Origin of the sequence: Enterobacter cloacae complex sp. 2024EL-00214, assembly GCF_043945575.1 — a bacterium.
Classification (GTDB): Bacteria; Pseudomonadota; Gammaproteobacteria; order Enterobacterales; family Enterobacteriaceae; genus Enterobacter; species Enterobacter cloacae_P.
Map to the genome: position 1 here is coordinate 166,265 of NZ_JBIMRC010000006.1, position 24,666 is coordinate 190,930.

At 49.6% G+C, this 24,666-nt stretch carries 21 protein-coding genes and 1 pseudogene; 9 read left to right on the forward strand and 13 right to left on the reverse strand.

What is annotated here, in order from left to right; all coding sequences use genetic code 11:
- Window positions 1–56: 56 nt before the first annotated feature.
- The 6 genes from tauD to mmuP all read right to left on the reverse strand — a co-directional run bounded on the left by tauD (window position 57) and on the right by mmuP (window position 5,983).
- Window positions 57–908: a taurine dioxygenase gene (tauD, locus tag ACHHZ6_RS09360; RefSeq protein WP_395122135.1), complete on the reverse strand. Its 852-nt coding sequence runs from the start codon at window positions 906–908 to the stop codon at window positions 57–59.
- Window positions 905–1,732: a taurine ABC transporter permease TauC gene (tauC, locus tag ACHHZ6_RS09365; protein ID WP_182273883.1), complete on the reverse strand. Its 828-nt coding sequence runs from the start codon at window positions 1,730–1,732 to the stop codon at window positions 905–907. Before tauC ends, tauD begins: the two co-directional genes overlap by 4 nt.
- Entirely contained in the window at window positions 1,729–2,496 is a 768-nt protein-coding gene (gene tauB / locus ACHHZ6_RS09370) for a taurine ABC transporter ATP-binding subunit (RefSeq protein ID WP_395122136.1), read from the reverse strand. Before tauB ends, tauC begins: the two co-directional genes overlap by 4 nt.
- Window positions 2,497–2,506: 10 nt before the next feature.
- Entirely contained in the window at window positions 2,507–3,469 is a 963-nt protein-coding gene (tauA, locus tag ACHHZ6_RS09375) for a taurine ABC transporter substrate-binding protein (protein ID WP_182273881.1), read from the reverse strand.
- A 194-nt stretch (window positions 3,470–3,663) separates the two neighbouring features.
- On the reverse strand, window positions 3,664–4,596 hold the full coding sequence (gene mmuM / locus ACHHZ6_RS09380; RefSeq protein ID WP_182273880.1) for a homocysteine S-methyltransferase: 933 nt from the start codon (window positions 4,594–4,596) through the stop codon (window positions 3,664–3,666).
- Window positions 4,583–5,983 (reverse strand): S-methylmethionine permease, encoded by a 1,401-nt coding sequence (mmuP, locus tag ACHHZ6_RS09385; protein WP_182273879.1) that lies wholly within the window; start codon window positions 5,981–5,983, stop codon window positions 4,583–4,585. The genes mmuM and mmuP overlap by 14 nt, the downstream gene beginning before the upstream one ends.
- Before the next feature lie 406 nt (window positions 5,984–6,389).
- Between mmuP and ACHHZ6_RS09390 the strand changes: the two genes are divergently transcribed.
- From ACHHZ6_RS09390 to ACHHZ6_RS09400, 3 genes are all read left to right on the forward strand, one after another.
- Window positions 6,390–7,499, forward strand: coding sequence for an AI-2E family transporter (locus ACHHZ6_RS09390; RefSeq protein ID WP_182273878.1), 1,110 nt, complete (start codon window positions 6,390–6,392; stop codon window positions 7,497–7,499).
- Window positions 7,500–7,620: 121 nt separating this feature from the next.
- Window positions 7,621–9,405, forward strand: coding sequence for a diguanylate cyclase (locus ACHHZ6_RS09395; RefSeq protein ID WP_182273877.1), 1,785 nt, complete (start codon window positions 7,621–7,623; stop codon window positions 9,403–9,405).
- A 287-nt stretch (window positions 9,406–9,692) separates the two neighbouring features.
- Window positions 9,693–10,364: a hypothetical protein gene (locus tag ACHHZ6_RS09400; RefSeq protein ID WP_182273876.1), complete on the forward strand. Its 672-nt coding sequence runs from the start codon at window positions 9,693–9,695 to the stop codon at window positions 10,362–10,364.
- Window positions 10,365–10,487: 123 nt separating this feature from the next.
- On the opposite strand, the gene ACHHZ6_RS09405 is transcribed toward ACHHZ6_RS09400, so the two are convergent.
- The 6 genes from ACHHZ6_RS09405 to ACHHZ6_RS09430 all read right to left on the reverse strand — a co-directional run bounded on the left by ACHHZ6_RS09405 (window position 10,488) and on the right by ACHHZ6_RS09430 (window position 16,675).
- Window positions 10,488–11,024, reverse strand: a complete 537-nt coding sequence (locus ACHHZ6_RS09405) for a hypothetical protein (protein ID WP_196390893.1) — start codon at window positions 11,022–11,024, stop codon at window positions 10,488–10,490.
- A gap of 22 nt (window positions 11,025–11,046) precedes the next feature.
- Window positions 11,047–11,499 carry a MarR family winged helix-turn-helix transcriptional regulator gene (locus ACHHZ6_RS09410; protein ID WP_196390892.1) on the reverse strand — a complete coding sequence of 151 codons (453 nt, stop codon included), beginning with the start codon at window positions 11,497–11,499 and terminating at the stop codon, window positions 11,047–11,049.
- The gene (locus ACHHZ6_RS09415; RefSeq protein ID WP_196390891.1) at window positions 11,496–13,076 is read right to left on the reverse strand and encodes an AMP-binding protein; all 1,581 of its coding nucleotides are present in this window, start codon (window positions 13,074–13,076) and stop codon (window positions 11,496–11,498) included. Before ACHHZ6_RS09415 ends, ACHHZ6_RS09410 begins: the two co-directional genes overlap by 4 nt.
- Before the next feature lie 290 nt (window positions 13,077–13,366).
- Window positions 13,367–15,346 (reverse strand): FUSC family protein, encoded by a 1,980-nt coding sequence (locus tag ACHHZ6_RS09420; RefSeq protein WP_182919469.1) that lies wholly within the window; start codon window positions 15,344–15,346, stop codon window positions 13,367–13,369.
- Between the two features lie 12 nt (window positions 15,347–15,358).
- The gene (mdtN, locus tag ACHHZ6_RS09425) at window positions 15,359–16,378 is read right to left on the reverse strand and encodes a multidrug transporter subunit MdtN (protein WP_395122137.1); all 1,020 of its coding nucleotides are present in this window, start codon (window positions 16,376–16,378) and stop codon (window positions 15,359–15,361) included.
- Window positions 16,379–16,387: 9 nt separating this feature from the next.
- Entirely contained in the window at window positions 16,388–16,675 is a 288-nt protein-coding gene (locus ACHHZ6_RS09430) for a YtcA family lipoprotein (protein ID WP_182920005.1), read from the reverse strand.
- 24 nt (window positions 16,676–16,699) lie between these two features.
- Between ACHHZ6_RS09430 and ACHHZ6_RS09435 the strand changes: the two genes are divergently transcribed.
- Window positions 16,700–17,440 (forward strand): TetR/AcrR family transcriptional regulator, encoded by a 741-nt coding sequence (locus tag ACHHZ6_RS09435; RefSeq protein ID WP_182919468.1) that lies wholly within the window; start codon window positions 16,700–16,702, stop codon window positions 17,438–17,440.
- 565 nt (window positions 17,441–18,005) lie between these two features.
- On the opposite strand, the pseudogene ACHHZ6_RS09440 reads toward ACHHZ6_RS09435, so the two are convergent.
- A pseudogene (locus ACHHZ6_RS09440) lies at window positions 18,006–18,095 on the reverse strand (integrase); the annotation flags it as partial.
- Between the two features lie 419 nt (window positions 18,096–18,514).
- On the opposite strand from ACHHZ6_RS09440, the gene evgA reads away from it, so the two are divergent.
- From evgA to ACHHZ6_RS09465, 5 genes are all read left to right on the forward strand, one after another.
- Window positions 18,515–19,144 carry an acid-sensing system DNA-binding response regulator EvgA gene (gene evgA, locus ACHHZ6_RS09445; RefSeq protein ID WP_182919467.1) on the forward strand — a complete coding sequence of 210 codons (630 nt, stop codon included), beginning with the start codon at window positions 18,515–18,517 and terminating at the stop codon, window positions 19,142–19,144.
- A gap of 2 nt (window positions 19,145–19,146) precedes the next feature.
- A complete protein-coding gene (locus ACHHZ6_RS09450) occupies window positions 19,147–22,329 on the forward strand; it encodes a response regulator (protein ID WP_395122138.1) in 3,183 nt (1,060 codons plus the stop codon).
- A 459-nt stretch (window positions 22,330–22,788) separates the two neighbouring features.
- The gene (locus ACHHZ6_RS09455) at window positions 22,789–23,307 is read left to right on the forward strand and encodes a LuxR C-terminal-related transcriptional regulator (protein WP_395122139.1); all 519 of its coding nucleotides are present in this window, start codon (window positions 22,789–22,791) and stop codon (window positions 23,305–23,307) included.
- A gap of 109 nt (window positions 23,308–23,416) precedes the next feature.
- Entirely contained in the window at window positions 23,417–23,935 is a 519-nt protein-coding gene (locus ACHHZ6_RS09460) for a fimbrial protein (RefSeq protein WP_196390888.1), read from the forward strand.
- A 45-nt stretch (window positions 23,936–23,980) separates the two neighbouring features.
- Window positions 23,981–24,658, forward strand: coding sequence for a molecular chaperone (locus ACHHZ6_RS09465; protein ID WP_395122140.1), 678 nt, complete (start codon window positions 23,981–23,983; stop codon window positions 24,656–24,658).
- The last annotated feature ends 8 nt before the right edge of the window (window positions 24,659–24,666 follow it).

Genomic DNA, 24,666 nt, shown 5'->3' on the forward strand with positions numbered 1-24,666 from the left:
AAAACCGCAGCGGACAGTCCCCTCGCCCCTTTGGGACGAGTGTTAGGGTGAGGGGATCAAGGCGCACGGTAAAACGGCTTATCCCCCAGAATCGTCGCCCGCTGCATAATCCTTCGCTGCGGCAGATAGTCCGCATTGGCATAGTGCTGCGTCACGCAGTTATCCCAGATCGCCAGATCGCTCTCCTGCCAGTGCCAGCGCACCTGAAACTCCGGTTTGGTGATATGGGCGAACAGAAAACCTAATAGTGCCTCGCTCTCTTTTTCCGTCACATCCACAATGCGTGTTGTGAATCCTTCATTCACGAACAGTGCCTGCTTGCCCGTTACCGGATGGGTTCTCACCACCGGATGCAGCAGCGGAGGATGCTTCGCAACCGCCTCCAGCCAGCGCTGGTGTTCCGCTTCCGTTTTACGGTACTTATATTCCTGGAACGATTTCTTAAAGTCGTGCTCCGCCCGCAGCCCGCTCAGCAACGTCTGGAATGGCGCAGACAGCGCCTCAAACGCCGCGATCCCGCTCGCCCACAGCGTATCGCCGCCGGTCTCCGGGAGCAGTTTCGCCGCGAGGATCGCTCCGGCGGGCGGCGTCTCAATAAAAGTCACGTCGGTGTGCCAGTTGTCGTTATCCGGCGGGTTATCGTTGTGGGTATCCAGAACAATAATCTCCTCCACGCCTTCCGCCTGCGGGTAAACCGGGTGGATATGCAGGTCGCCAAAACGCAGGGCCAGCGCGCGCTGCTGCTGGGGGGTGATCGCCTGCTCGCGCAGGAACACCACCTGATGGCGCAGCACCGCGTGATAGAGCTGCTCGAACTGGTTATCGCTCAGCGGACGGGTCACATCCAGGCCCGAAACCTGTGCGCCAATGTACGGCCCCAGCGGGGTAATGGTCAGACGTTCACTCATTGTATTTCTCCATGCCAGGGCGTCAGGCGACGCTGTAACGCGCGCAGCCCCAGTTCTAATCCGAAGGCGATCACGGCGATCACCGCGATCCCTGCCAGCACCACGTCAGTCGCCAGGAACTCTCCCGCGGACTGCACCATAAATCCTAATCCCCGCGTGGCGGCAATAAGCTCTGCCGCCACCAGCGTCGACCAGCCCACGCCAAGCCCGATGCGCAGTCCGGTTAAAATCTCCGGCAGTGCGCCCGGTAAAATGACGAACAGCAGCACCTGTGTACGGCTGGCACCCAACGACTGCGCTGCGCGGATCCGCACCTGCTGGGCACTTTTCACCCCCGCCAGGGCGGACATAGTCACCGGAGCAAAAATCGCCAGATAAATCAGCAGGATTTTTGACGTTTCACCGATGCCGAACCAGATCACCATCAGCGGCAGATAGGCCAGCGGCGGCACAGGGCGGTAAAGCTCAATCAGCGGATCGAGGATGCCGCGCACCGTCGGGCTTAAGCCCATCGCAATCCCCACAGGGATGCCGATAATGACGGCAGCCAGCAGCGCCACCAGAATACGTGCCAGACTGGCTCCCAGATGCTGCCAGAGCGTGGCATCCATAAAGCCCTGCGGCCCGGCAATGGTGATAAGTTTTGCCAGCACCTGTCCCGGCGGCGGCAGGAACAGCGGGCTGATCCACTGCTGCGCGGCAACCGCCCACCACACCACCAGTAACACCAGCAGCGTACCGACGCTCAATGTGATTTGACGAGAAAAAGGCCAGCGCAGCACCAGACGAGTACGGCGCATTTTTTCACTGAAGACGATGCTCATGAGAAGGCCTCCCGTTGTTCAAACACGCGGCTTAAGACGTATTCACGCTGTTCGATAAACAGCGGATCAGATTTGATGTTGCGCACTGGTTCCCCCACCACATAACGACGGGCGAATTCGAGCGGCAACCGTTCGAGCACACGGCCCGGCCCCGGTGATAACAGCACCAGTTCAGTGGCCATAAATACGGCTTCTTCGATGTCGTGGGTGATCAGTAGCACCTGCTTACCGGTTTCGTGCCACAGGCGCAGGAGCAGGGTTTGCATCTGCTCACGGGTAAAGGCATCCAGCGCCCCGAACGGCTCATCCAGCAGTAACAGCTGCGGATCCGCCGCCAGCGCGCGGGCAATCCCGACACGCTGCCGCTGGCCGCCGGAAAGCTGCCAGATAAAGCGTTTTTCCGCCCCTTCCAGACCCACTTTCTTCAGCATTTCCCGTGCCATTGCCAACCGTTTTTCGCGATTGATACCCGCAAGCTGGAGCCCAAATGCCACGTTTTCCTGCACGTTACGCCAGGGAAGCAATCCTTCGTTCTGGAAGACCACGCCGCGTTCAGCGCCGGGGTTTTCCACCTTTTTGCCTTCCAGTTGAATGGTGCCATGCTGGTACGGTACAAATCCGGCGATCAAATTCAGCAGCGTGGTTTTTCCGCAACCTGACGGGCCGAGTACGACCAGCAGCTCACCGCTGTCCAGCGTCAGGTTGATATCCTCCAGCGCAGACTTCCCGGCGTAATCAGCGTACAGATTTGTAATATTCAGCATCGCAACCTCCTTATTTCACAAAGCGATCGGTCACATACTGGCTGTAATCCGCCGCGACCGCCGGCACTTTGCCCTGCTCTTTCAGGAAGGTAGCAGTATCGACAATCGCTTTATTTACCGGCCCGGTCAGTTGCTGAACCTGCTGCGCAGGGGTCAGGTAGGTATTGCCCTTCACCAGCCCCGGTACGTCCGCTTCCGGTACACCGCTCAGGCGCGACAGTTTTTCCAGATTAGCAGGCTGCTTCAGCCATTCATCCGGGTTGCTGATGTACGGCTGCTGAGCGTCAATCGCGCTTTTGGCGAAGGCTTTTACCACCTCTGGATGTTTCCCTGCGAAGTCTTTACGCACCACCCACACGTCGAGGGTCGGCGCGCCCCACTGGCCGACTTTTTCGGAGTCGGTCAGCACGGTGCCGTCTTTTTCCAGCTCATTCACCGCAGGTGCCCAGACGTAAGCGCCATCAATGTCACCGCGCTGCCAGGCCGCGATAATCGCCGGTGGCTGCAGGTTGATAATTTGTACCTGACCCGGTTTGATGCCCCAGTGTTTGAGCGCTGCCAGCAGGCTGTAGTGGGTGGTGGAGATAAACGGCACGGCGATACGCTTGCCAATCAGATCTTCCGGTTTGGTGATGTTTTTCTTCACCACCAGCGCTTCAGAGTTACCGAGCTGGGATGCGAGCAGGAAGACTTCAATCGGCACCTGCTGGCTGGCCGCAACGGCCAGCGGGCTGGAGCCGAGATTACCAATTTGCACGTCGCCGGACGCTAACGCCCGCACGATGGCCGCGCCACTGTCGAACTTACGCCAGTCGACTTTCGCCCCGCTCTCTTTAGCAAAGGTATTATCCGCCTGCGCGACCTTCGCCGGCTCCGCAGAGGTTTGATACGCGACGGTAACCTCCACCGCCTGCGCCTGAAATGCCCACAGCGCCAGCGCGCCGAGTAGTGTAATTCGCGATGAAATTGCCATAGTGCCTGCTCCCCTTGTTGTTATGGGGGCAGTATTTCCGGTGCGAGAATTTTGATAAAGGAATAAAAACGAATCGCTAATAACGATTCGTTTTTAGATAAAAAGCGAGAAAGGATAGTGAATTTTGTGCGGTGTTTTTTCTCCCTCCCCCAGTGGGAGAGGACCGGGGTGAGGGCATCAGCCCGCACGATACCTCAGCGCAGCAGGTTCAGCTCAGCAATATCTTTTGGCGTTGTCCGACAGCATCCGCCAATCAACTTCGCACCCGCCGCCAGCCACTGCGGCAGGTATCCCGCCAGCGTTTCACACGCTTCACCGTGGTGATGCCAGGTTTTCGTCACCGCATCGTAATGTTCGCCCGAGTTCGGGTAGACCACCAGCGGTAGCGACGTCAGGCTGTGCAGATGCTTCAGCGCCGCCGTGGTGTTTTCCAGCGCAATGCAGTTAATGCCCAGCGCCACAATTTGCGGGTCGTTTTCCAGCACAGAAACAACGTCACGCAACGGCGTACCATCGCTTAAGTGCTCACTGTCACGCAGGGTAAACGAGAACCACGCCCGGGCACGGGGATACTCTGCCAGCAGTGCCGCCAGGGCTTTGATCTCCGCAAAGGACGGCAGCGTTTCGCAGGCCAGCAGATCAACCCCCGCATCCAGCAACGCCTCCACACGCGGACGGTGGAATGCCACAAATTCCTCTGCGCTACGTACATAATCGCCGCGATACTCTGAGCCATCAGCCAGATACGCGCCATACGGCCCCACAGAGCCTGCGACCAGCAGCGCACCCGCCTGCGCATTCTCCGCCAGATACGCCTCGCGCGCCTTACGCGCCAGCTCCACGCTTTTACCAATCAGCGTCCGGGATTGCGCCTCGTCAAGACCTCGCGCCGCAAAGCCCGCAGGCGTGGCCTGATAGCTGGCAGTGATCGCCACCTGTGCCCCCGCACGATAGTAGTCGAGGTGTACTTCGCGGATAAGCTCCGGGTTTTCCATCAGCACTTTGGCAGACCAGAGGCTGTCTGCCAGGTTACAGCCGCGCGCTTCCAGCTCCGTTGCCATCGCACCATCCAGCACCACAAACGGTTGTTTTTCAAGGATGGCGGTAAGCGAATTATTCAGCGACATGTTCAGGCTCCTGTGTTGCCAGGTTTCGGGTCAGGTAGTACGCACCATAACACAGGGCGACAAACGGCAATCCGCAGTAAAGCGCAATTCTCTGGCTCGGATCAAACGCCAGGCCAACACAGGCCACCACGCAGAGAATAAACCCGAGTACCGGTACCAGCGGATACCACGGCGCGCGATACTGCAGCGCGGACAGCGGCTGGCCGGACTGCAGATGACGGCGACGAAAGACAAAATGCGACGCACAAATGCTAATCCACACCGCCACCACCGCAAAACCGGAAATAGCCGACAGGGCGACAAATACCGTGTCCGGTGCCACAACGCTTGAGAACAGCGCCAGAACACCACCCAGCATGGAAACCGAAATCGCCATCAGCGGTACGCCGTTTTTATTCACGCGGGCAAAGCAGCGCGGCAACGTTTTTTCATTCGAGAGCGACCACAGCATGCGACCAGAGGCATATAGCCCCGAGTTCGCCGCCGAGAGGATCGCCGTCAGAATCACAAAGTTAAAGATGTCCGCCGCGTACGGAATGCCGACTTTTTCAAACACCAGCACAAACGGGCTTTTTTCCACACCAGCCTGCTGCATCGGGATCAGCGCCGCCAGCACAAACACGGTACCAATAAAGAAGACAATCAGACGCGCGATGGTCGTACGGATCGCCACCGGAATAACCTTATGCGGGTTTTCGGTTTCCCCCGCGGCGATGCCAATCAGCTCGGTACCGGAGAAAGCAAAGTTCACCGCCACCATCGTCATCAGGATCGGCAGCCCGCCGTGCGGGAACCAGCCTTCAGCGGTGATGTTGGCTAAGCCAGGCGCGGGAGAACCATCCTGCATCGGGATAAAGCCAAAGATCGCCGCACCACCAAGGATAATGAAGGCAATAATAGTGATGACTTTCACCAGTGAGAACCAGAATTCGCCTTCGGCAAAGAAGCGCGTCGAGATGACGTTGAGGCCAAAAATCACCACGCAGAAAACCACACACCACGCCCAGACGGGTACCTGCGGGAACCAGTACTGCATGCAGAACCCGGCGGCGGTAAAGCTTGAGCCAAGCGCCACCGTCCAGGTGAGCCAGTAAAGCCACGCCACGGTATAGCCCGTCGCCGGGCCGAGATAGCGGGTGGCATAGACGTGAAACGCCCCGGTTTCCGGCATCGCGACGGAGAGTTCGCCCAGACACTGCATCACCAGCCAGACGACTAACGCACCAATCAAATACGCCAGCAGCGTTCCCGCCGCACCAGTGGTCGAAATGATGTAACCCGTATTGAAAAATAACCCTGTGCCAATCACGCCACCCAGCGAGAGCATAATCAGGTGGCGTGTTTTCATGGTGCGCTTAAGCTGCCCATTTTCTTGTTGTGTTTGCATATTACCTTCTATACGTATGGACATCTAAACATCCAAAGAAGGTATGTTATACCGTGATTGTTAATAAAATGCTAGCCATGAACCAGATACAGCCGGGCACGCCGCGCGCTGAGTCTGGGGTGGGTTGTCAGGATCACATAGAGAATGGGTCGCCAGGCCATAAGTACCTCCACAAGCAGATACTTACAGCATGGCGCGGGAGAATGAGATCCTCGGTCAGTCGAAAGTGTTATCTGTAACCATGTGGCTCATACGCCCGCCGTGGCTCCGGCGCGATATTGCACGGGCCTCCCCCCAAAAGCCGGGTCAGGCGTAGCCGCCATCCGGGGTGACAACCGAACAAGGATTGGTAAATCCTTAAATCAGTTCTATAGTCGTCACAGTTTCTTAGTTACAGGATCAACTGATGCGCTTTAACGGACTGACCAAAGGCTTCTTTATTTTCATCCTCGCCCTTGTGACGTGGGCCTTCTTTGATGTGCTGTCGCCCTATTCCTCCGCAATTCTGTGGGCCGCCGTTCTGACCGTCATCTTTAACCCGGTGAAAAACAAACTGCGCGCCATGCTGGGGGACCGCAACGGACTGGCTTCGCTGTTGACCATCGGCATTATCTGCCTGATCGTCTTTATCCCGTTGATGGTGATCTTCTCGTCACTCGCCATTGAGCTGAACGTGGTTTACACCAAGCTACAACAAAACAATACCCCGTTCCCGGAAGCGATCGCCCGTCTTTTTGCCCACCTGCCAGGCTGGGCCAGCGTGTTCCTGGCCGACCATAATCTGGACAGCGCGACGCAAATTCAGAAAAAACTCTCCGATGTGGCCTTGCAGGGTGGGCAGTACCTGGCAGGCAGTGCGTTTCTGATTGGCAAAGGGACGTTTGGCTTCGCAATCAGTTTCGGCATTATGCTTTATCTTCTGTTCTTTCTGCTCAAAGACGGGCCGTATCTGGTACGCCAGATCCTCGATTCCCTGCCCCTGTCTGATTTTGCCAAACAACACCTGTTCGCCAAATTTGTGGGCGTCTCACGGGCCACGGTCAAAGGCACGGCGGTGGTGGCGGTGGTTCAGGGCCTCCTCGGCGGGATTGCATTTGCCATTGTGGGCATCGACGGCAGCGTACTCTGGGGCGCACTGATGGCGTTCCTCTCGCTGGTACCTGCCGTAGGCTCGGCAATCGTCTGGGTACCGGCAGCCATTTTCCTGTTCGCCACACACCAGTTATGGCAAGGGCTGTTTATTGTCGGCTTCTTTGTGATTATCGTCGGGCTGGTGGACAATATCCTGCGTCCACTTCTGGTGGGTAAAGACACCAAAATGCCGGATTACCTGATCCTGATTGCAACGCTCGGCGGAATGGAAGTGTATGGTATTAATGGCTTTGTTATTGGGCCACTCATTGCCGCACTGTTTATCGCCTGCTGGAATCTCTTTTCCGGACGCGATCACGAAGGTAACGTCGATGAGCTTGATGCAGAATTTATAGAAGAAGGGAAAAGACCTACAGATTTATAAAAACATGACGATAAATCCCCCGCAGGCGGCCTCTGGTCGCCTTTTTAGATCGCGAGAAAGTAGGTTTTTCCTATAATGCTATCAATGCTGTTTTAACCAACGCCGCTACAGGAATCGACAGGTGCGAATCGCCACAATGACTAACTGGGCATACGCTGTAACGGTATGTCTGACCATCGCCTCCGGTATCGTCATGCTGATGGCGTCCAATGCCGACAACGCTGAGCGTCATGCTGTCGAACAGCGGCAGCGCTTTGACCAGCTCACGGAAGATGTGGAAACAGATGCCTGGGCACAGTCCGATTTAGCTCGCCTGTACGTCATTAAAAAAGATCCGCAAACCCTTAATGAATACCACCAGTCAGAAGGTTACCTGAAGAATATCGAGCTGAAGCTGGAAAAACTGCGGGATAACGGCGCATCGGATGACGAACTGTTGCTGCTACGCGAAGGGGTAAAGATCATTGATGAGTTGCAGGACGAGCAACAAACAGCGCTCTCCAACATAGCGCAAGGTGAAGAGCAGCAGGCCGTTGCCCTGCTGTATGGCAAAGCCTATGAACAGGAAATGGAACGGGCGCAAAACCAGATCAACCATTTCCGGCAAATACTCGACAAGCGCATCATTGCCAACGTACAGGCCGCCACCAAAACATCAAAAGCGTTGCGTACCACGTCTGAAGTGATGGTCGGCCTGACTGCCCTGCTCTTCCTGTTCGTGATGGGCTTTATTATCAAGCGTCGCGTATTGCGCCCCGTGGTGCGCCTGAGCGACGTGGTACACCGCCTGGCATCACAGGATTACGCGGTTGAAACACCGAATTTCAACCAGATTGATGAAATCGGCGATATGGCGCAGGCCATTCGCATCTTCCGTGAAAATGGTCTGGCAAGGCAGCGACTGGAAAAAGAGCGCGATGCCGACTGGGCCATCCGTGAGCTGCTGGCGCGTATGACGCAACGCCTGCAGGGATGTGAGAGCTTCGCGGATGTCATTAACGTGGCGGAGCTGTTCGCCCCCAATATCGCGCCGGGCGTGTCCGGGCGCTTATACATTCTCGATCGCGATCCGTGGGAGATGCGCTGCTCGGCGGAATGGCTGTCACCCGAAGGTGACAAAACGGCGTTCAACCCTGATGAATGCTGGGCTATCCGCCGTGGGCAAAGCCATCCGCCGGTTAACGGCGAGCCGGACGTGACCTGTTATCACCTTCCGGGATCTTGCGCGCATCACTCACTGTGCGTGCCGCTCATCGCCCAGGGTGAGGCGATTGGTTTGCTCTCTTTCCAGAACATCACCTCCGAAACCGCGCCCTCCCGCGCTTATCTTGAATTGATGGCTGAAGCGCTGGGTCTGGCGTTGTCTAACCAGAGATTGCGTGACGCTCTGCTGGAAAAAGCGTTGTTCGATCCGCTTACCGGGCTGCGCAACCGTCATCATCTGGAAGACACGCTGCGTACCCAAATGGCACAGGCGATACGCAATAATGAGCCGGTGAGTTGTCTGATGATCGACATTGATCACTTCAAGAGCATTAACGATCGCTTCGGCCACGAGGCGGGCGATCAGGTGATTAAGAGCGTAGCGACGATTATTCAGCGCGCCGTACATGAAAGCGGGCTTGCTTTCCGCTACGGTGGCGAAGAATTTCTGGCGCTTCTTGCCGGTGCAGATGAAGAGGTAGCCCACGACTGCGCGACGGATATTTATAACGGCGTGCGTGCGCTGTCGCTGCGCTATGGGCTTTCTGAGATTGGCCCGGTGGATGTGTCGATCGGTATTGCCAGCTACCCACAGCACGCCCAGAGCGACAACCTGCTGCGCGCGGCGGATGTGGCCCTGTACCGGGCAAAAGAGCTGGGAAGAGCGAGGATTGTGAGCTTCGGGATGCTGGAGGCGGGGTAATCGTTAGCCCGCAACCGTTGGCTTCTCTTGCCAAAGGCTTTCTACTGGTGGTACCTGGGAGGATTACTGAGACACAGCGGTGGTTACTAATATCACCAGCAAATTTGATGCCCGTCAAAGGAATATGACTACATGGCTCAAGAAATTAACGGGCAAGTCGATACTCAATATGAAAATACGTCAGCATACCTTACCAGGGTGAACAGAGCCTTTTGCTAAATCAGCTGATATATCTGGCACAGATAATCGACACGGCCATTTAAGTTAAATTATTACATGGAGAGAAAATGAAAGTACGTCTTTTAGCAATGGTATCCGCATCTTTAATTCTTGCTGGCTGCGCAGGATCGGTAAAACCAGACACCGTAAAGGCGGCAAATGGTAGCTCAATTGAAATTTACAGCGTGTCCGCCATTCCAGAGCTGAATAACAATCGAGTGGCCGATAGTCACTTACGCGAAGTGACTCCGGCTCATGCAGCGGCCGGTATGGGGATCGCTGTGGTCGGCGCATTACTCGGAAGTATCAACAGTAGTGATTTTGATAAAGAGAACTATAAAGGAACAACAGTCGAAACGCTGGAGAACCCAACGAACAACTGGTTTATTCCAAAAGCCAAACAAAATATTACTCAGTGGATGAATGAAAAAGGTAACGGCCACCTCTATAAACAACCGCTGTATATTGGTAAGGCGACCTGGGCATTAATCTATAAAGATGCGAATGCTGCAACACCGCTTTACCAGCTAAAATATAAAGTTCTGTTCTATAAACGTCCGGAAAGCGGGAATATGTTCTCTGCATTTACAGTAGCAGAATGTACCCCAACACCTGTCGAGGCCCCATTGAGCGACTGGAATGCAAACAATTATAAGAAAGTTATCAGCGAAACTGAAAAATATATGAATAGCTGCTTGCTTGAACTGAATAATCAGCTTCCACGCTTGCTAAAACAGTAATACTCTCTACTGAGCCCGACTCAGTGTTCTCACTTTGTTTTTAATACGACTCGATGAGTCCTTCATCGAGTCGATTCAGAATCCATTATTACATAGCCGTCATGATGAGAAAAAGTTAACAGGTTAACGTCCCGCAAGAATGATTTTACAGAAAAGTTCCAGAGAAAACACACCAGAAGGATCATTCTCCTGACCAGGAAGAATGACAAGGTCAAGCATCCGGGTGTATCTCTGAGTCGTGGCGTTATATGTTTCTTTAGTGAGATCCATGTCCGAATGATAACCCAGTAACGTCAATATCTTTGACACATCTAACATATTACGTTCGCTGATCGAATCAAACCCCTGAAATGCGAGGTCGTGCGTAAGCGAAAAATTTGGAATAGCAGTAAAAAGCTTATCCTTTTCACTATCCGAAAACGTGTGATAGGTTCTCTGCAGTTTCTTAAAAAGACAAGCTGTTTCATTAATAAAAACAGTTTCTTCCGGAACTTCAAACTCATTCAGAAGACCGGGATACGCCACTTCCAGCGCCCATAAATGGTTTGTCGAAATAGCAGTACGTATAAGCTCTGTGTCATAGCCATTTCGTAAATCAAAATGGTCAAAAAGATCACACATCATAAAAACACTCAGTTTATGCAGACCTTCAACAATCATGTTGCTTACCTCAATAGCCCCATTACAAGCCTTTCATGCTCTTGTACGAAATAAACATTCTGTTAATAACGTCCTGGAACATTTCCAAATCACTATTATTCATGCAAGACAGTAATTCATTCAGTTTCCTGTCCCGCTCGCTCATAGCTTTGGCAAGGATAATTTCTCCCGCCGTGGTGAGCCGGACAATTTTCACTTTACGATTACCAGATTCTTTTTCACGTGTAATGAATCCGGCTAATAAGAGAAAATCCAGTGCTTCCGTGACACTTCGGGAGCTGAAGTTCAGACAATCCATGATGCTTGAAGCATAGCATTGTGGTGTATCTTGTATCACCTTCAACACACGCAATTTTGATAAGCTTAACGCCATTGGCAATAAAGCTTTATTAACTTCATTCCTCATCTCGTGATAAAGGACATTAAGTTTTTCAATCACACGAATAAGATCGTGCGATTGCTGCTTTTCGCTCATTCCGAAATACCTTTAAGTTTATATCTGAGAACCTTACCCACACCAGATTTAGGTAATGCATCAATATACTCAATATGTTTAGGCACTTTATATGATGTCACAAATTTTCGGCAGTAATCCCGAATATCACTTTCCATTGGCGTTATATCTGATGGCACGATAAATAGTTTTATCGCCTCGCCAGTAACATCATCCTGCACGCCTATTGCCACCGCCTCTTTGACTGATGGATGTTGCAGAACCACAGCTTCAATTTCAGCAGGGTAAACATTAAACCCGGAAACTATAATGATATCTTTCTTTCTGCCCTGAATAGTAATGACGCCTTGCCGATCCTGCACGGCGAGATCGCCTGTGAAATACCATCCATCTCTTAAAGCCTCATGAGTTTCTCCATCTCTTTTCCAGTACCCGGACATAACCTGAGGCCCTTTGACTGCGACTTCACCTTTTTCACCGGGTGAAACAGTATTCCCATCGGCATCAACCAGTTTTATCTGCGTCTCTGTCACGGCACAACCCACGTTACTCAGGCATTGCGTGGTTGCAAAAGACTGAACGGAAACCAGAGGAGAACACTCCGTCATGCCGTAACCCGCCAGAATCGGTTTTCCTGTCATGCCGAACCATTTCTCAGCCACCGGGCGAACCAGCTCCGTACCACCGCTAACGCAAAAATTCACTGCTGAGAAATCCAGTTCTGTAAATTTATGGTGGTTCAACAATGCGTTATAAAGCGTGTTAACCCCTGTAATGGCCGTAAATTTATACTTCATCATGGCACTGATGACGTCATCAATTTTTCTGGCATCTCTGATAAAAATATTCACTGCGCCAATCGAAAAGAAATAAAGGAAATTCACCGTTAGTGAAAAGATATGATATAAGGGCAATGCAGTTACAATTCGCTCTTTACCCTTTGTCAGATATTCACCGCAAACATGATGTAATTGATTGAGGTTTGCCGCGATATTGCCATGAGTCAACATTGCCGCCTTTGGAATTCCACTCGTGCCACCGGTATACTGAAGAAAGGCCAGGGTATTCTGTTTTACCTCGGGAGCGGTAAATGAACAAGACTGTCCCAAAAATATAATTTTTTCGAGAGTGGTGAGATTTCCCTTTTCATATGAGTCAGATAGACATTCATCCGGCGTGTCCGGAAAATCATCCATACCAGCTTCAATAATATAAAGATTATCACCTTCCGGACATTTTTCTTTCAGTTCTGGTAACGTAATGATGGCCTTAGGACAACAGTCCATCATGTATTTTTCAATTTCATAGCGTGTCGAATTTGGGTTTATGTTAACAACGACCATCCCTGACCGTAACACCCCCATGACTGATATTGCATACTGTAATGAATTTGGAAGCATGATAGCAATACAATCACCACGCGTAAAAAAAGCTTCATTTTGTAACCATGCAGCGATATTTCTGCTGAGCTCGCCCATTTTTGCATAACTGACTATCGCATCGTTGCATATAATGGCAGGATAGCACTCATAAGTTATGCAAGATGATTCAAACATTTCGGTCAAAGTATGATGTTCTTTAGTTTGGTTCTGCTTCACCGCATTGCCTCCCGGTCATTGTCTTTAACTAATCTTTAACATTAGAGATGTTTAATCAAGAGCTGGAGTGGTGTTTTTTTATAAGTGGGAGTTTCCTCACTTATTTTAATTTCACGGCGTTACTTCATGCTTCCACTATATTTCATAGTCACAACCCCATGATCAAATAACTCAAAAACACAATACCCCAACACTCCAAATAAATTTGAAAATAACTTTTTATTTTTTAACAAAATTACAAAAAAAGAACATCGCATTAAGCCCAACCAGAGGCTTAAGTACAAGACAAATTATAACGTTGAGGTGAGGTTAAAGAAGTGTCGCTGGCTCTCCTCTAACCCCTTAGCGGCATCCCTGAACGAGTCCGGCAATACGCTATCGGGAACAGGATAATAAACATCGCCATCGCTTACAGTCCTGCCATTTAACACACTGGAAATCTTGTCCATATTACCCTGAATCCCCAAAATAAATTCATTGGCGGGTTCCTGGTTTTTCAGATGTTCTTTTTCAAACGAAACGCGATCGATATAAAAAAGCACATTTTTTATGGCGTTCAAAATCGACAGAGAGTGTTGATGCAACTGATCATGCGATCCTTCAGCGCTAAACCAGGTGGGTTCAATGGCAACTCTGGCCGCGATATCTTCACATTCCACGAGACCGGTCGCGACCTTCTGACGTGTTTCATTATGGCGAGTTGCACTGTGAAGCCAGCTCCGGGCTTCATCAAATAATGCACCAAGATTCTGCAGCATTACACCGCCCTCTCGTTCCGGTCTTATCAGGGTATGGATAAGACCTGCAACGATAATCCCCAGGATAATACCGACGATCCTGTCCCTTACTTCTGTCAGCCCTGTGACCGGACCAAACGTCTCAAGCGTCGCAAGAGCGAAGGTGAACATGATTTGCACCCCTGCATAACTTACATTCTCCGGGCCAGCAGAGATCCACGACGACAATGCGATGACGGGAAGCACAATACAGAGCAAGCCAAACAGCGTATCGATCCGTGGAGTAAGATAGACAATAGTCACCAGCGCAAACACACTGCCAACTGCAGCCCCGACCAGACGAAGGATGATTTTCCGCTGCGTATTCCCCAGACCTGGCTGCGCAACAATGAGGCAACTGAGCATAATGGTATGAATACCTGACCAGTCCGTTGCGGTATAGAACAAATAACAAACTGCCGCACTCAGCAGTGTTTTAAGTGAAAAAAACACATAATGTTCGTTGCTGAAGGCATCCTTTACCAGAAAACCCGCGTGTGTAGCTGGCGATGGTACCTGGGTATTTGCCTTATTTTCCGCTGCCGCCACTTTTTTGTTATAAGAGCTGATAATGCCCGCTATCGCGATAAAGGCCGGTTCTGCGGAATGCAATACCGGAGGTTTCGTTTGCCAGTCAGGCTCCCCATTAATTAGCATTAATTCTAACGGCTTTAGTGCATTACGGAGTGTTTCTGCATCCTTTAATACATCCTCCCCTTCAAAGCTAGCGGGAAGATGGCACGACGCCGTACGCAGTTCAGAAACAATTGCGATCGCAGTAAGATAATGCCCCCCTTTTTGTGCAGCATGTTTGTCCCGCATCGTTTTGTAACGCAAAAGCCGGTACAGCGTCTGAATATCGCGTCCTGCCTGGCTTAAGGTATTTTGTCTTCGCAGTAACGTGGCATCAGCTGAAAGCAGAGAAGCCATATCCGACAGTTGTTTTCCAATGGCCCGTTTTAGCTGGATCTCCGGCTCCACTGGCATCAGGAGAGAATTGACAATTAATGTCACGGCAATGGGGTAGTTAACGGCCACCCATACCCAAAGGATCCCTCTGACCAGAGTTTCTGCATCAGGTGAAATATCCACAAGGCTTTGCGTGTATATTGCGACAATAGCGACCACAAAAAATACCACACCGATTTTTGTCGTCCGCATCAAAAACACGCTGACAAAAAAAAGCGTGAAGGAGATTAGGATCCGCAAAAACGGGGTATTCCATGTCACTTTCAGAACCATTAATGACAGAAGAATAGAGAAAGTGGACCCGACGATAAACAGTATCCCCGTCAGTCTGGTCACAACAATGTTCGTCTGGGTGACAAAAAAAACAGTAATTAATGACAAAGCCAGCAGCGGTACCTGCAGGCTTTGAGACATGATCACCACAATCGTACAGGCCACCATAGCACGTAAGACATGGTTCAGACGCCCGGGATATGGACGCATAGAAATCCACAAATCACTCATAGCAGGAGACGTGGTACCCATAGCCTGACCCCGTTAAACCTTGTTGCCGCGGTGCAACGTTACAACAGCTGAAGCACCAATACGGAAGAGTCCTTTATCGGTTTCAGACATTTTTATTTTTACCGGGAAACGCTGGGAAACATGAACCCAGTTAATGGTCTTTTCGACTAACTGCAGGCCTCCGACGGTGGCACTGTCACCCGGAGCAACGCCATAGCTCATTGACTCTACGGTGCCAGAAAAAGCTTTGCTGGTATCCGCCATGATAAATACCGTTGCCGTTGTTCCTTCAGTAATACCTTTCAGATCGGTTTCCCGGAAGTTGGCGATGACATACCACTGTCTTGTATCAATGAGCGTCATGACGGGTTGCGCCAGGGATGCATATTGACCCGCCGTGGTCTTCAGTGCCGTGACTCGTCCATCGAATGGGGCACGAACTTCACTGTATTCAAGATTCAGCTTAGCTTCGGCAATTTGTGCCCTGACTTCATCCCGCTGCGCCACAAGCGCATCCACACCGCTGACAGCGGCACTGGCCTGTCGGGCCTGAAGTCTGGTCGAGTTATAATTAGCTTCAGCACTGTTTCTCGCTGTTCTGGCCTGCTCCAGCTCTTCTTTAGACACATAGTTTTTACCCATCAGCGCCAGCTTACGGTTATATGTATCCTGCGCCTGCTGATACTGACTACGGGCACTCTCTACCTGGGCAGCGACGGCATCGGCGTTGTACTGCTGCGCACTGACGGAGCGTTCTGATAACTTGATCTGCTCATTCAGGGCGATCAGGCGGGCCTGACTGGCATCCAGTGAATTCTGGAATGGACGCGGATCAATGCGGTAAAGCAGCTCCCCTTTCTTCACGAGCTGGTTATCTTTGACTGGCAATTCAATAATTCTGCCACTCACCTCAGGAACGACGTTGATGGTGTCAGCATAGACATAAGCATCATCAGTACGCGGTGCGGCATCAATTCTGAACAAGACAAGCACCAAAACCATCAGCGTCACCAGTAATAAACTGAGCGCATAAATTTTTCTTTTTACGGTCATTTCGGCACCTTAAGACGGGAAGAAAATCAGCCATGCCAGCATAGAAATCAATGCTGTAACGCAGGGATACACAACGACTGCCGGGGATAACCAGCCCGTTTTGTGCAAGTTACTGGAAAGTAGGTGTAAGAGCGTCATTCCTGTAACACCGATGCCCGTACACAGAAGCCAGTCAGGGAAGGATGCGCCGAAAAAGACAACAGAAGGTGCGGGAGAACACCCAGTCAGGGAGCTCACGGCAATAAACAGCACCGTCAGAAGATGGAATGATGATGGCTTGCCTGGATGTTTGTACATTTTCGTATGTTCATGAAATTTAATGTGAAAGTAGCTAAATTTGAATCTTTATTCAAGTTTAGCTTATCTTATACAGCACCAAATCTCAAGATCGTGCAAAATAGACAACCAACAGGTCACCTTCTTCCGGGACGCATTATGGCAATTTCAGATACCAACCGCTTACGCCCCCCCATGCAACGAAGGGGGCACCTCAGGGTTCAAAAAATCCTGGATGCAGCCGCTGAGATTATCAGTGACATCTCCATTGAAAAGCTCACTATTCAGGAGCTTGCAAAGCGTTCAGGTACAGCGCCGGGTTCGCTTTATCATTTTTTCCCCGATATTGAGTCCGTTAAGGCATCACTGAAGCTCAGTTTTGATAACAAACTTTCCGAGATGCTGGACGCGATAAAGAACAAACATGTGGAGCAGGACTGGTGCTCTTTGCCTGCAGGCGATCTTATTAATACTATTTTTCAGCCCTATGCCAACTTCCTTATTGAGAACAAGGCCTATTTACCACTTCTTCTGAGAATAAATCCGGATTTTACACAGTCGAAGTTTCTTGCATTCCTGATCCATATATTAGAGTGCAGGATCAAGAACGTTACGAAACCAGAAATTATACGAGAAGCGAACTTCCTTCATTCCCTCGCTATAGGTACTCTGCAGCAGGCTTTCCAGCGGGATAATAAACTTCCTTACGAGTTCATTCCCAAAATACTGCATACTCTGGCACTCTACCTTGAATCAACGGAAGTACAGTTGGTTAAATCAGATTAGTAAAATGCCTTTGATATCAAAGGCATTTATTGCTGATATATGTCTGAGTACATGTCCTGAAGTGCAAGGTTGTTAACGCAACCACCCTGTCCCATGCACTACCTCTCATAGCATCAAGAGGTGGTTGAATTGCATGCTGACTCCCTCCGCGAAAGAACGTCACAGCCACTGAGTAAATGTGGTTAGCAAACCGATGTTCTTGATACTGAATTTTCTATAATTAAAAAAAAGCCTGCAATTAAGCAGGCCAAATTCAGAAGAATACTTCGCGCTTAAGTATATCAAGAAATCGTGGACAAACTATCTTAAAAAGCCAATTAAAATCAATCAACCTATTATTAGATTGAGAGCATTTATTGCCAAAATGCTTTTTAATTTCACTAATGGTGATTACATTCTTCTATTTAATTTCGCCATGAAATTTTTATATAAACTGCACACTTGCCTCTCTTTTTACCGTGTCCAAATAGGTCTTTATCCATATAACCATATCTGCATAATCTCTCCAGTATCTTATGATATTTTGCGCTAATTGCTGGTGAATCAGGATGTAAGGACACTGGTTTTAGTTCCATGCACTTTTTGAGATATCTGGTGTTTCAGCCATCAACCTATACTCTTCCGGCACCTGGTTATTCAGTGACTCATGGGGCCTCACGTGCCACAGGACAGCGGTTTCATGCATAACGTCTATCGACCCGCCGGGTTAAGTACCTCAGGCGTCACCAGCGGAGCCGGGTTACACACCGAAAGACATCTTTAACGGTACACCCGGCTTTGACGAACGTCAGAACGGCAATGCTCTGGTGTTCAGTAAAACGGGTTTTACGCGGGGCGATCTCCTCGGGGAACATAATCAATATGTCGGAAGATCTCTAAAAGTGAATGGTTCGGTTTACAGGGATGGTTACAAGAAAATCGATACAGGAATAACCTCAACTGGTGGCCGGTTTTAGTTGACCACCACAACGTGAGCTGGTACAAAAATTTTTAATTTATAAATCAGTCAGCCGTATCGTTAGGATATCATCCTGAGTATGTTGTCTCCGACGATTTACAGTTTTCAGGTAGCCTATGAATGAGCCTCTGTCTCCTACCGCCGTTATTGTGGATGACCATCCCCTGGCGCGCATGGCCATACGTGGCGTGTTGGAAAAACAGCACATTGTCATCATCAAAGAGTTTGAAAGCGGGGCTGCGGCCCTAAAGGCATTGACGAAAACAGCGGTGGATATCGTCGTTGTGGATGTCGAAATCCCCGGCATAAATGGCGTTGAGCTGGTAGAGAAACTCAGGGCGCAGCGTTTTACCGGTGTGTTAATCGTAGTATCAGCAAAAAACGACCGCTATTACAGTAAACGCTGCGCGCAGGCTGGCGCGAATGCTTTTATTAGTAAAAAGCAGGATATGGAAAATATCCTCGCAGCGATTAATGCGGCGCAAAATGGTTATAGCTACTTTCCCTTTTTCCTGGAAGAACCGTCTGCGGCACTCACGGATAACCAGCGTCTTGAATCTCTCTCCGCGCAGGAGATGAAAGTAATGAACTATATGCTGAGCGGCCTTGATAATACACAGATCGGCGAAGCGATGTATATTAGCAGTAAAACGGTAAGCACCTATAAAACGAGATTAATGGAAAAATTAGGCTGTAAATCATTAGTCGAACTCCTCTCTTTTGCCCATCAGAATAAGCTGACCTGAAGATGGATCTACGGCTTGTACTACTCCTGCTCCTCTGGGTTTTCAGCGGACGTGCTGTTTATGCTCAGGATGCCTCCCCCATTGAGCTGGAGCTGTCGGGATATAGTTACATTACGCCGGTACCGGTTTACTTGAGCGAGGATGACAAGCGCTGGCTGTTGCAGAAAAGAGCGCTACGCGTCGGGGTCTATCAACCGGAGCAGGCTCCGTTGGTGCAAACCACGCTCAGCGGGCGCTACAGGGGAATGAATGCTGACTATCTGACGCTAATCCATTACTCGCTAAATGTCCGCATCGCCGTGCTGAGCTATAAAAACCGCGCCGATGCGATCCGCGCACTACGTGCGGGTGAGATTGACACGGTGTTGACCGGTCTTGATACGTTTCCGTTCGCTGAGGAGGGTATTCAGCTCTCGGAGTCACTGGTGCATTCCTGGCCCGTGCTGGTGACCTCGCTCTCTAACGTTATGGGGCCCTTGCAAAGTCCGCAAAGTACTCGTATTGCGGTTGTTGAGGGCTATCCTGGCGCTGATTTCATTCATGAGGCGTTTCCGAATGCCGAAATAGCCAATTACGCCAGCTATCAGGAGGCGCTGAACTCCGTTATTACCGGGCAGAATAGATGGTTTATGGGAGATTCGCTGACCACCAGCACCTGGCTTTCCCAGGAGTTCAGCCTGGCATTGAGTACGGTTAAATACTGGCCTTCGCCGCAGAAAATGAGCCACTTTTTATTCTTACCGGCACAAGAGCGCTTGCTGAACATCATTAATAGCACCATCAATGCAATAGATGAAAATCAGCATGGACAAATTGCGCAGTCGATGATCGACAAAGGCAATCTCTCTTTTTTGCTCGAACCACTCAATCTGACGCCTCGTGAGAAACAGTGGCTAAAAACAAACAAAACGCTGCGGGTAATTATTAATCCGTGGTTTGCACCTTACACCATGGCCGACAATAATCAGGAAGTACGGGGTATTGTAGGGGATATTCTTAATCTGATTAGTCTGCAAACCGGCCTGCAATACGAAACAGTTGTCGTCAACTCGCATGAAGATATGCTTTCGGAGATGAAAAAAGGCAACTGGCATATTGTACAGGCCGCCACCTATGATTTGAGCCTCCAAAACGCCCTCTCCTTCACTCATCCTTTTATTACCACCCAGTTTGTCACCGTTGTCAGAAAAGAAGATGCTCAGGCGATAGCGCTAAAGGCAGGGGCGCACGTGGCGATAAGCGCAGATCACCCGCTACTGATGCAAATGAAAGCCCGTCATCCGAATATCCATTGGCAAGAAGTAGAAAACTCCAGCGTGGCATTAAATCTTGTTGCAACGGGGAAAGTAGACGCAGCGATCTCTAATCAGCTCACCGCCCGCTACCTCAGCGAACATTATTATCCCGACAGGCTGACATGGCTCCCGTTACCGGAGGTGCAACCGGCGGCAATCAGTTTTGCTGTTCCCCGCTCAGAGCCTGAATTAAGGCAGATCCTTGATAAGGCCCTGGACGATATCCCCCAGAAGGAAGTTTTACAGATTGTCGGTAAATGGGTACGTCTGCCGGACGTCCAAATAGATACCTGGGAGTTGTATAACCGCCCCTTCTACCTGGTCGCGACCCTCGCTACGCTGCTGGTGGTCAGCACCTTACTCTGGGTGCTCTACCTGGCACGGCAGGTACGTAGAAGAAAAGAGTCGCAGCGTTTATTGGTGATAGAAAAGAACAAAGCGCAGAAAGCGAATGAAGAGAAACGAAACTTCCTCTCTCATATGAGCCACGAGATCCGCACCCCAGTAAGTGCCATTGTGGGATTTCTGGAACTGCTGCAAAACTCAACGACAAACCTCAGCCCTGAAGATAAAACCTCGGTCGATCATGCCGTTACAGCTTCGCGCTCACTGTTGAAACTGATTGGTGAGATCCTCGATCTGGAGAAGATAGAGTCCGGTTTGCAGGAAGTGATGCCGAAGTGGGTGCATGTTGATGCGATTCTCAAAGAAAAAGTATTACTTTTTACCGCGCTTGCCGCGCAGAAAGGGATAGGACTGCGCTATGACTCGCATCTGGATCCAAAAGAAGCTATGCAGCTAGATCCACAGATGTTGGGACAGGTACTGATGAATCTTATCGGCAATGCGGTGAAATTTACCCGTCATGGACACGTTCAGGTCTCGGCGAAGAAGCTGAATCACACACTGGTAATTTCTGTAAACGATACAGGACCCGGTATCAGCGGCGAAGAACAAAAGTCGCTTTTTATGCCCTTCAGTCAGGGGAAAATGGGGGAATTTCATCGCGGGTCAGGGCTGGGATTGGCTATCACAAAGGCATTGATGAAGCAGATGGGGGGCACAATAGATCTGCAAAGTGAACTTAATCAGGGAACCAGCGTGACGCTGAGCCTGCCAGTACAAATTTCATATGATGCACTCACTGAAGTCGTTGAAACTGAGCCCTCACCGCCTCCGTTTATTGGCAAAGCGCTGCGGGTATTAATTACCGACGATCACCCTTCCAGTCGTCTGCTGTTAAAACGTCAGCTCGCCTCACTGGGAATTGCTGCGGATGAAGCGAAAAACGGCGAAGAGGCATTACGCTATCTTCAGCAGGACCGTTACGATTTATTGATTACCGACCTTAACATGCCCGTGATGGACGGTATTGCGCTTACCCGCGAAGTAAGAAGATTTGATAGCGATCTTCCCATCTGGGGTCTGACCGCTACAGCGCAGCAGCATGAGCGTGAACGCTGCCTTGCGGCGGGAATGACCGACTGTCTGTTTAAGCCAATTACCCTCGCGCAGATCTCTGGCCTGTTAGCCGGAGTAAGCCAGACGAATGGAGGGGCGTTCGATGAGAAGCGCCTGGCGGTGCTGGCGCAAGGCAATCGGGGGCTTATGCTCGCGGCACTGCATGATGCACAGCGGGAAAATCGACACGATTTAGAAGCAGCCCGGGTGGCCGCACGCGACGAAGACTATCCGTCAGTGAAGTATCATATTCATCGCCTCAACGGCACTGCTCAATTGCTGGGCATTAATGAAGTCATCACTATTGCCCAAATGCTGGAAGAACGATTGCCTGACGCTGTTTCTGCGGCAGAACTGTTCGACGTTTTGAACCGAATCGAAAGCTCGCTCAACAAGCTTGACCAGGCCATTGAAAAATTTCAGCAATAGCCTCTTTTCCTACATATGTAGGCGCTTGCCGACAGAATAATAAGCCCTCGCTGATGTTGCTCTACTGTTAACCGGGTAAAATTAGCCCTGTTCCGATGCAGTACCTTTTGTTAAGTGACGATAGAATATTACCTAAGAAAAATCCAAATTGATGATTATTACAAGTTCTGGCTATCAAACAACCATAGATCATTAAGTTGCACCTATGTTTCATGGTAGTTTTAAATGCCATAATTTTTATTTTTAACTGGTGTTTTTATTTGTCTTTCATTGTTTTTAATGGATTAATGTTCTTTGAATGATGAAAAGATAGTAGAAACGATCGTTTTTAACCCCCAGTCCGAAATCCATTACTTTTATACTGTTATAAACATATAATTTCTGTAAATTTCACACTGATACATGAGAGGGATTACTGACGCTAAATAATAAAGAGGATTATGCCTGGAAGGTAAGTTTATGGATTTGTCAGGTTCCATTTTTTCTGATGATTATTTTTTTATCGTCGGCATGAGTGAGTTGTTAACTCCGGAGTTGATTGATGAAAATTATTGTATTATAGACATTGAAACGATATGCATATCTGAGGTGCGAAAAAACATAATTTCCGGAAAAAAAGTTATTATTTTTATCAGCAACGTTCTTGACTACTATGCCTTAAAGCATATGCCTGACTTCGTCTTTATTGACAAGAAGTGCCGATTAAATGAAATTCTCTCCTGTTTGCTGGTTAAGAACTCACAATATAATTACAGAGTGAAATATTCACTTTCTCAGCGTGAGGAAGAAGTGCTCTCTTGCATACAAAAAGGGTTGGATGTCAAAGAGATTAGCCAGCAATTAGGAATGACAATAAAAACGTTTTATGCACATCGCCGCAGTCTGATTTTTAAACTACAGCAAGGTAACCGTGTTGCGCTGTATCAGAACATTGCGCGCAGTGAGGTCTATAAGCAGAGCTCTTATGAATATGACTGAGTAGCATGCTTTATTAAAAATGGTTTTATGAATGTAAAAGTCCACATGGATTTCTTTAATATTTAAAATTTGTTTTCTTACAATTTAATTAACTATATGGAATTTATATATGAAAAAGATTGCACTGCTTTCTGCTCTTGTGTCGCTGTCCGTTTCTCAGGCTGCAAATGCTGCTGATGGGGTAATTAATTTTACCGGTAGTATCACGGGTACGGCATGCGTGGTCGACACAACGTCTATCGCTCAACCCGTTGAGCTCGGCACCATTTCAACCACCGCTTTTACCGGCGGTAATAACACTACGGCGGCGGCGAAACGTTTTAACATTGTGCTGAAATCCTGCCCGGCCAGTATTTCCAGCGCCAGCATTCGCTTTGATGGCACGACCAACACCGCTAATCCCTCCATTCTGGCGCTGAGCAACGGGCAAACTGCAACTAACGTCGGAGTAGCTCTCTATGAGCAGGACAGTACGACGCTGATTCCGGTGGGTTCCTCCTCAGCAAGGGTAAGTCTGCTGGAAGATGTTAATAACACGCTGACTTACTTTGCTAAATATATGGCAACGGGAGTCGTTGGTGCGGGAACGGCAAACTCTTCGACATCATTTACCGTGACTTACCAGTAAAAACAGGGCCACTTGTGGCCCTTGTTATTCTCTCAGGATCTCTTCATGTTACAGAAAGTACTTAAAAAAATCGCCGTGAGTTTACTCCTTCTCTCTTCCGCGGCAATTAGTGGTGTGGAAATAGGCGGCACCCGACTTATTTATAATAGTAGCGGTAGTCAGGCGGCAATCAGCGTGAGTAACCCGGACAATACACCATATCTGATTCAGTCATGGGTGAGTAGCAATGAAAACAGTGACGATGGTGATAGTCCATTTATTACCACGCCGCCTTTATTTAAACTAAATCCGCATGCGCAGAATTCGGTTCGTGTGATGTTAATCGGTAATTCTGTACCTCAGGACCGGGAAAGCGTGTATTGGCTAAATATTAAATCAATACCGTCATCGTCGGCGGATGCGAAAAATGAGTTGCTGATTGCAGTAAAAAGCAAAATGAAGGTTTTTTATCGCCCGTCTGGCCTAAAAGGAGATCCTTCACTGGCATATCAACAATTAACTTTTTCAGTCGCTGATGGGAAACTGAATGTGCATAATCCGTCACCTTATAGCGTGTCGCTTTATCATGTGAAAGTGAATGGAAAAGAATTAGCTAAACCTCCAATGGTTTTACCATTTCAAACCTTATCGCTATCTCAGTCGGCGTTAAATGGTGGTGAAATATCATGGCGTGCGATCAATGATTTCGGAGGTATCACGGCTGAGCATAAATTTAATTTTTAGGTTAATCA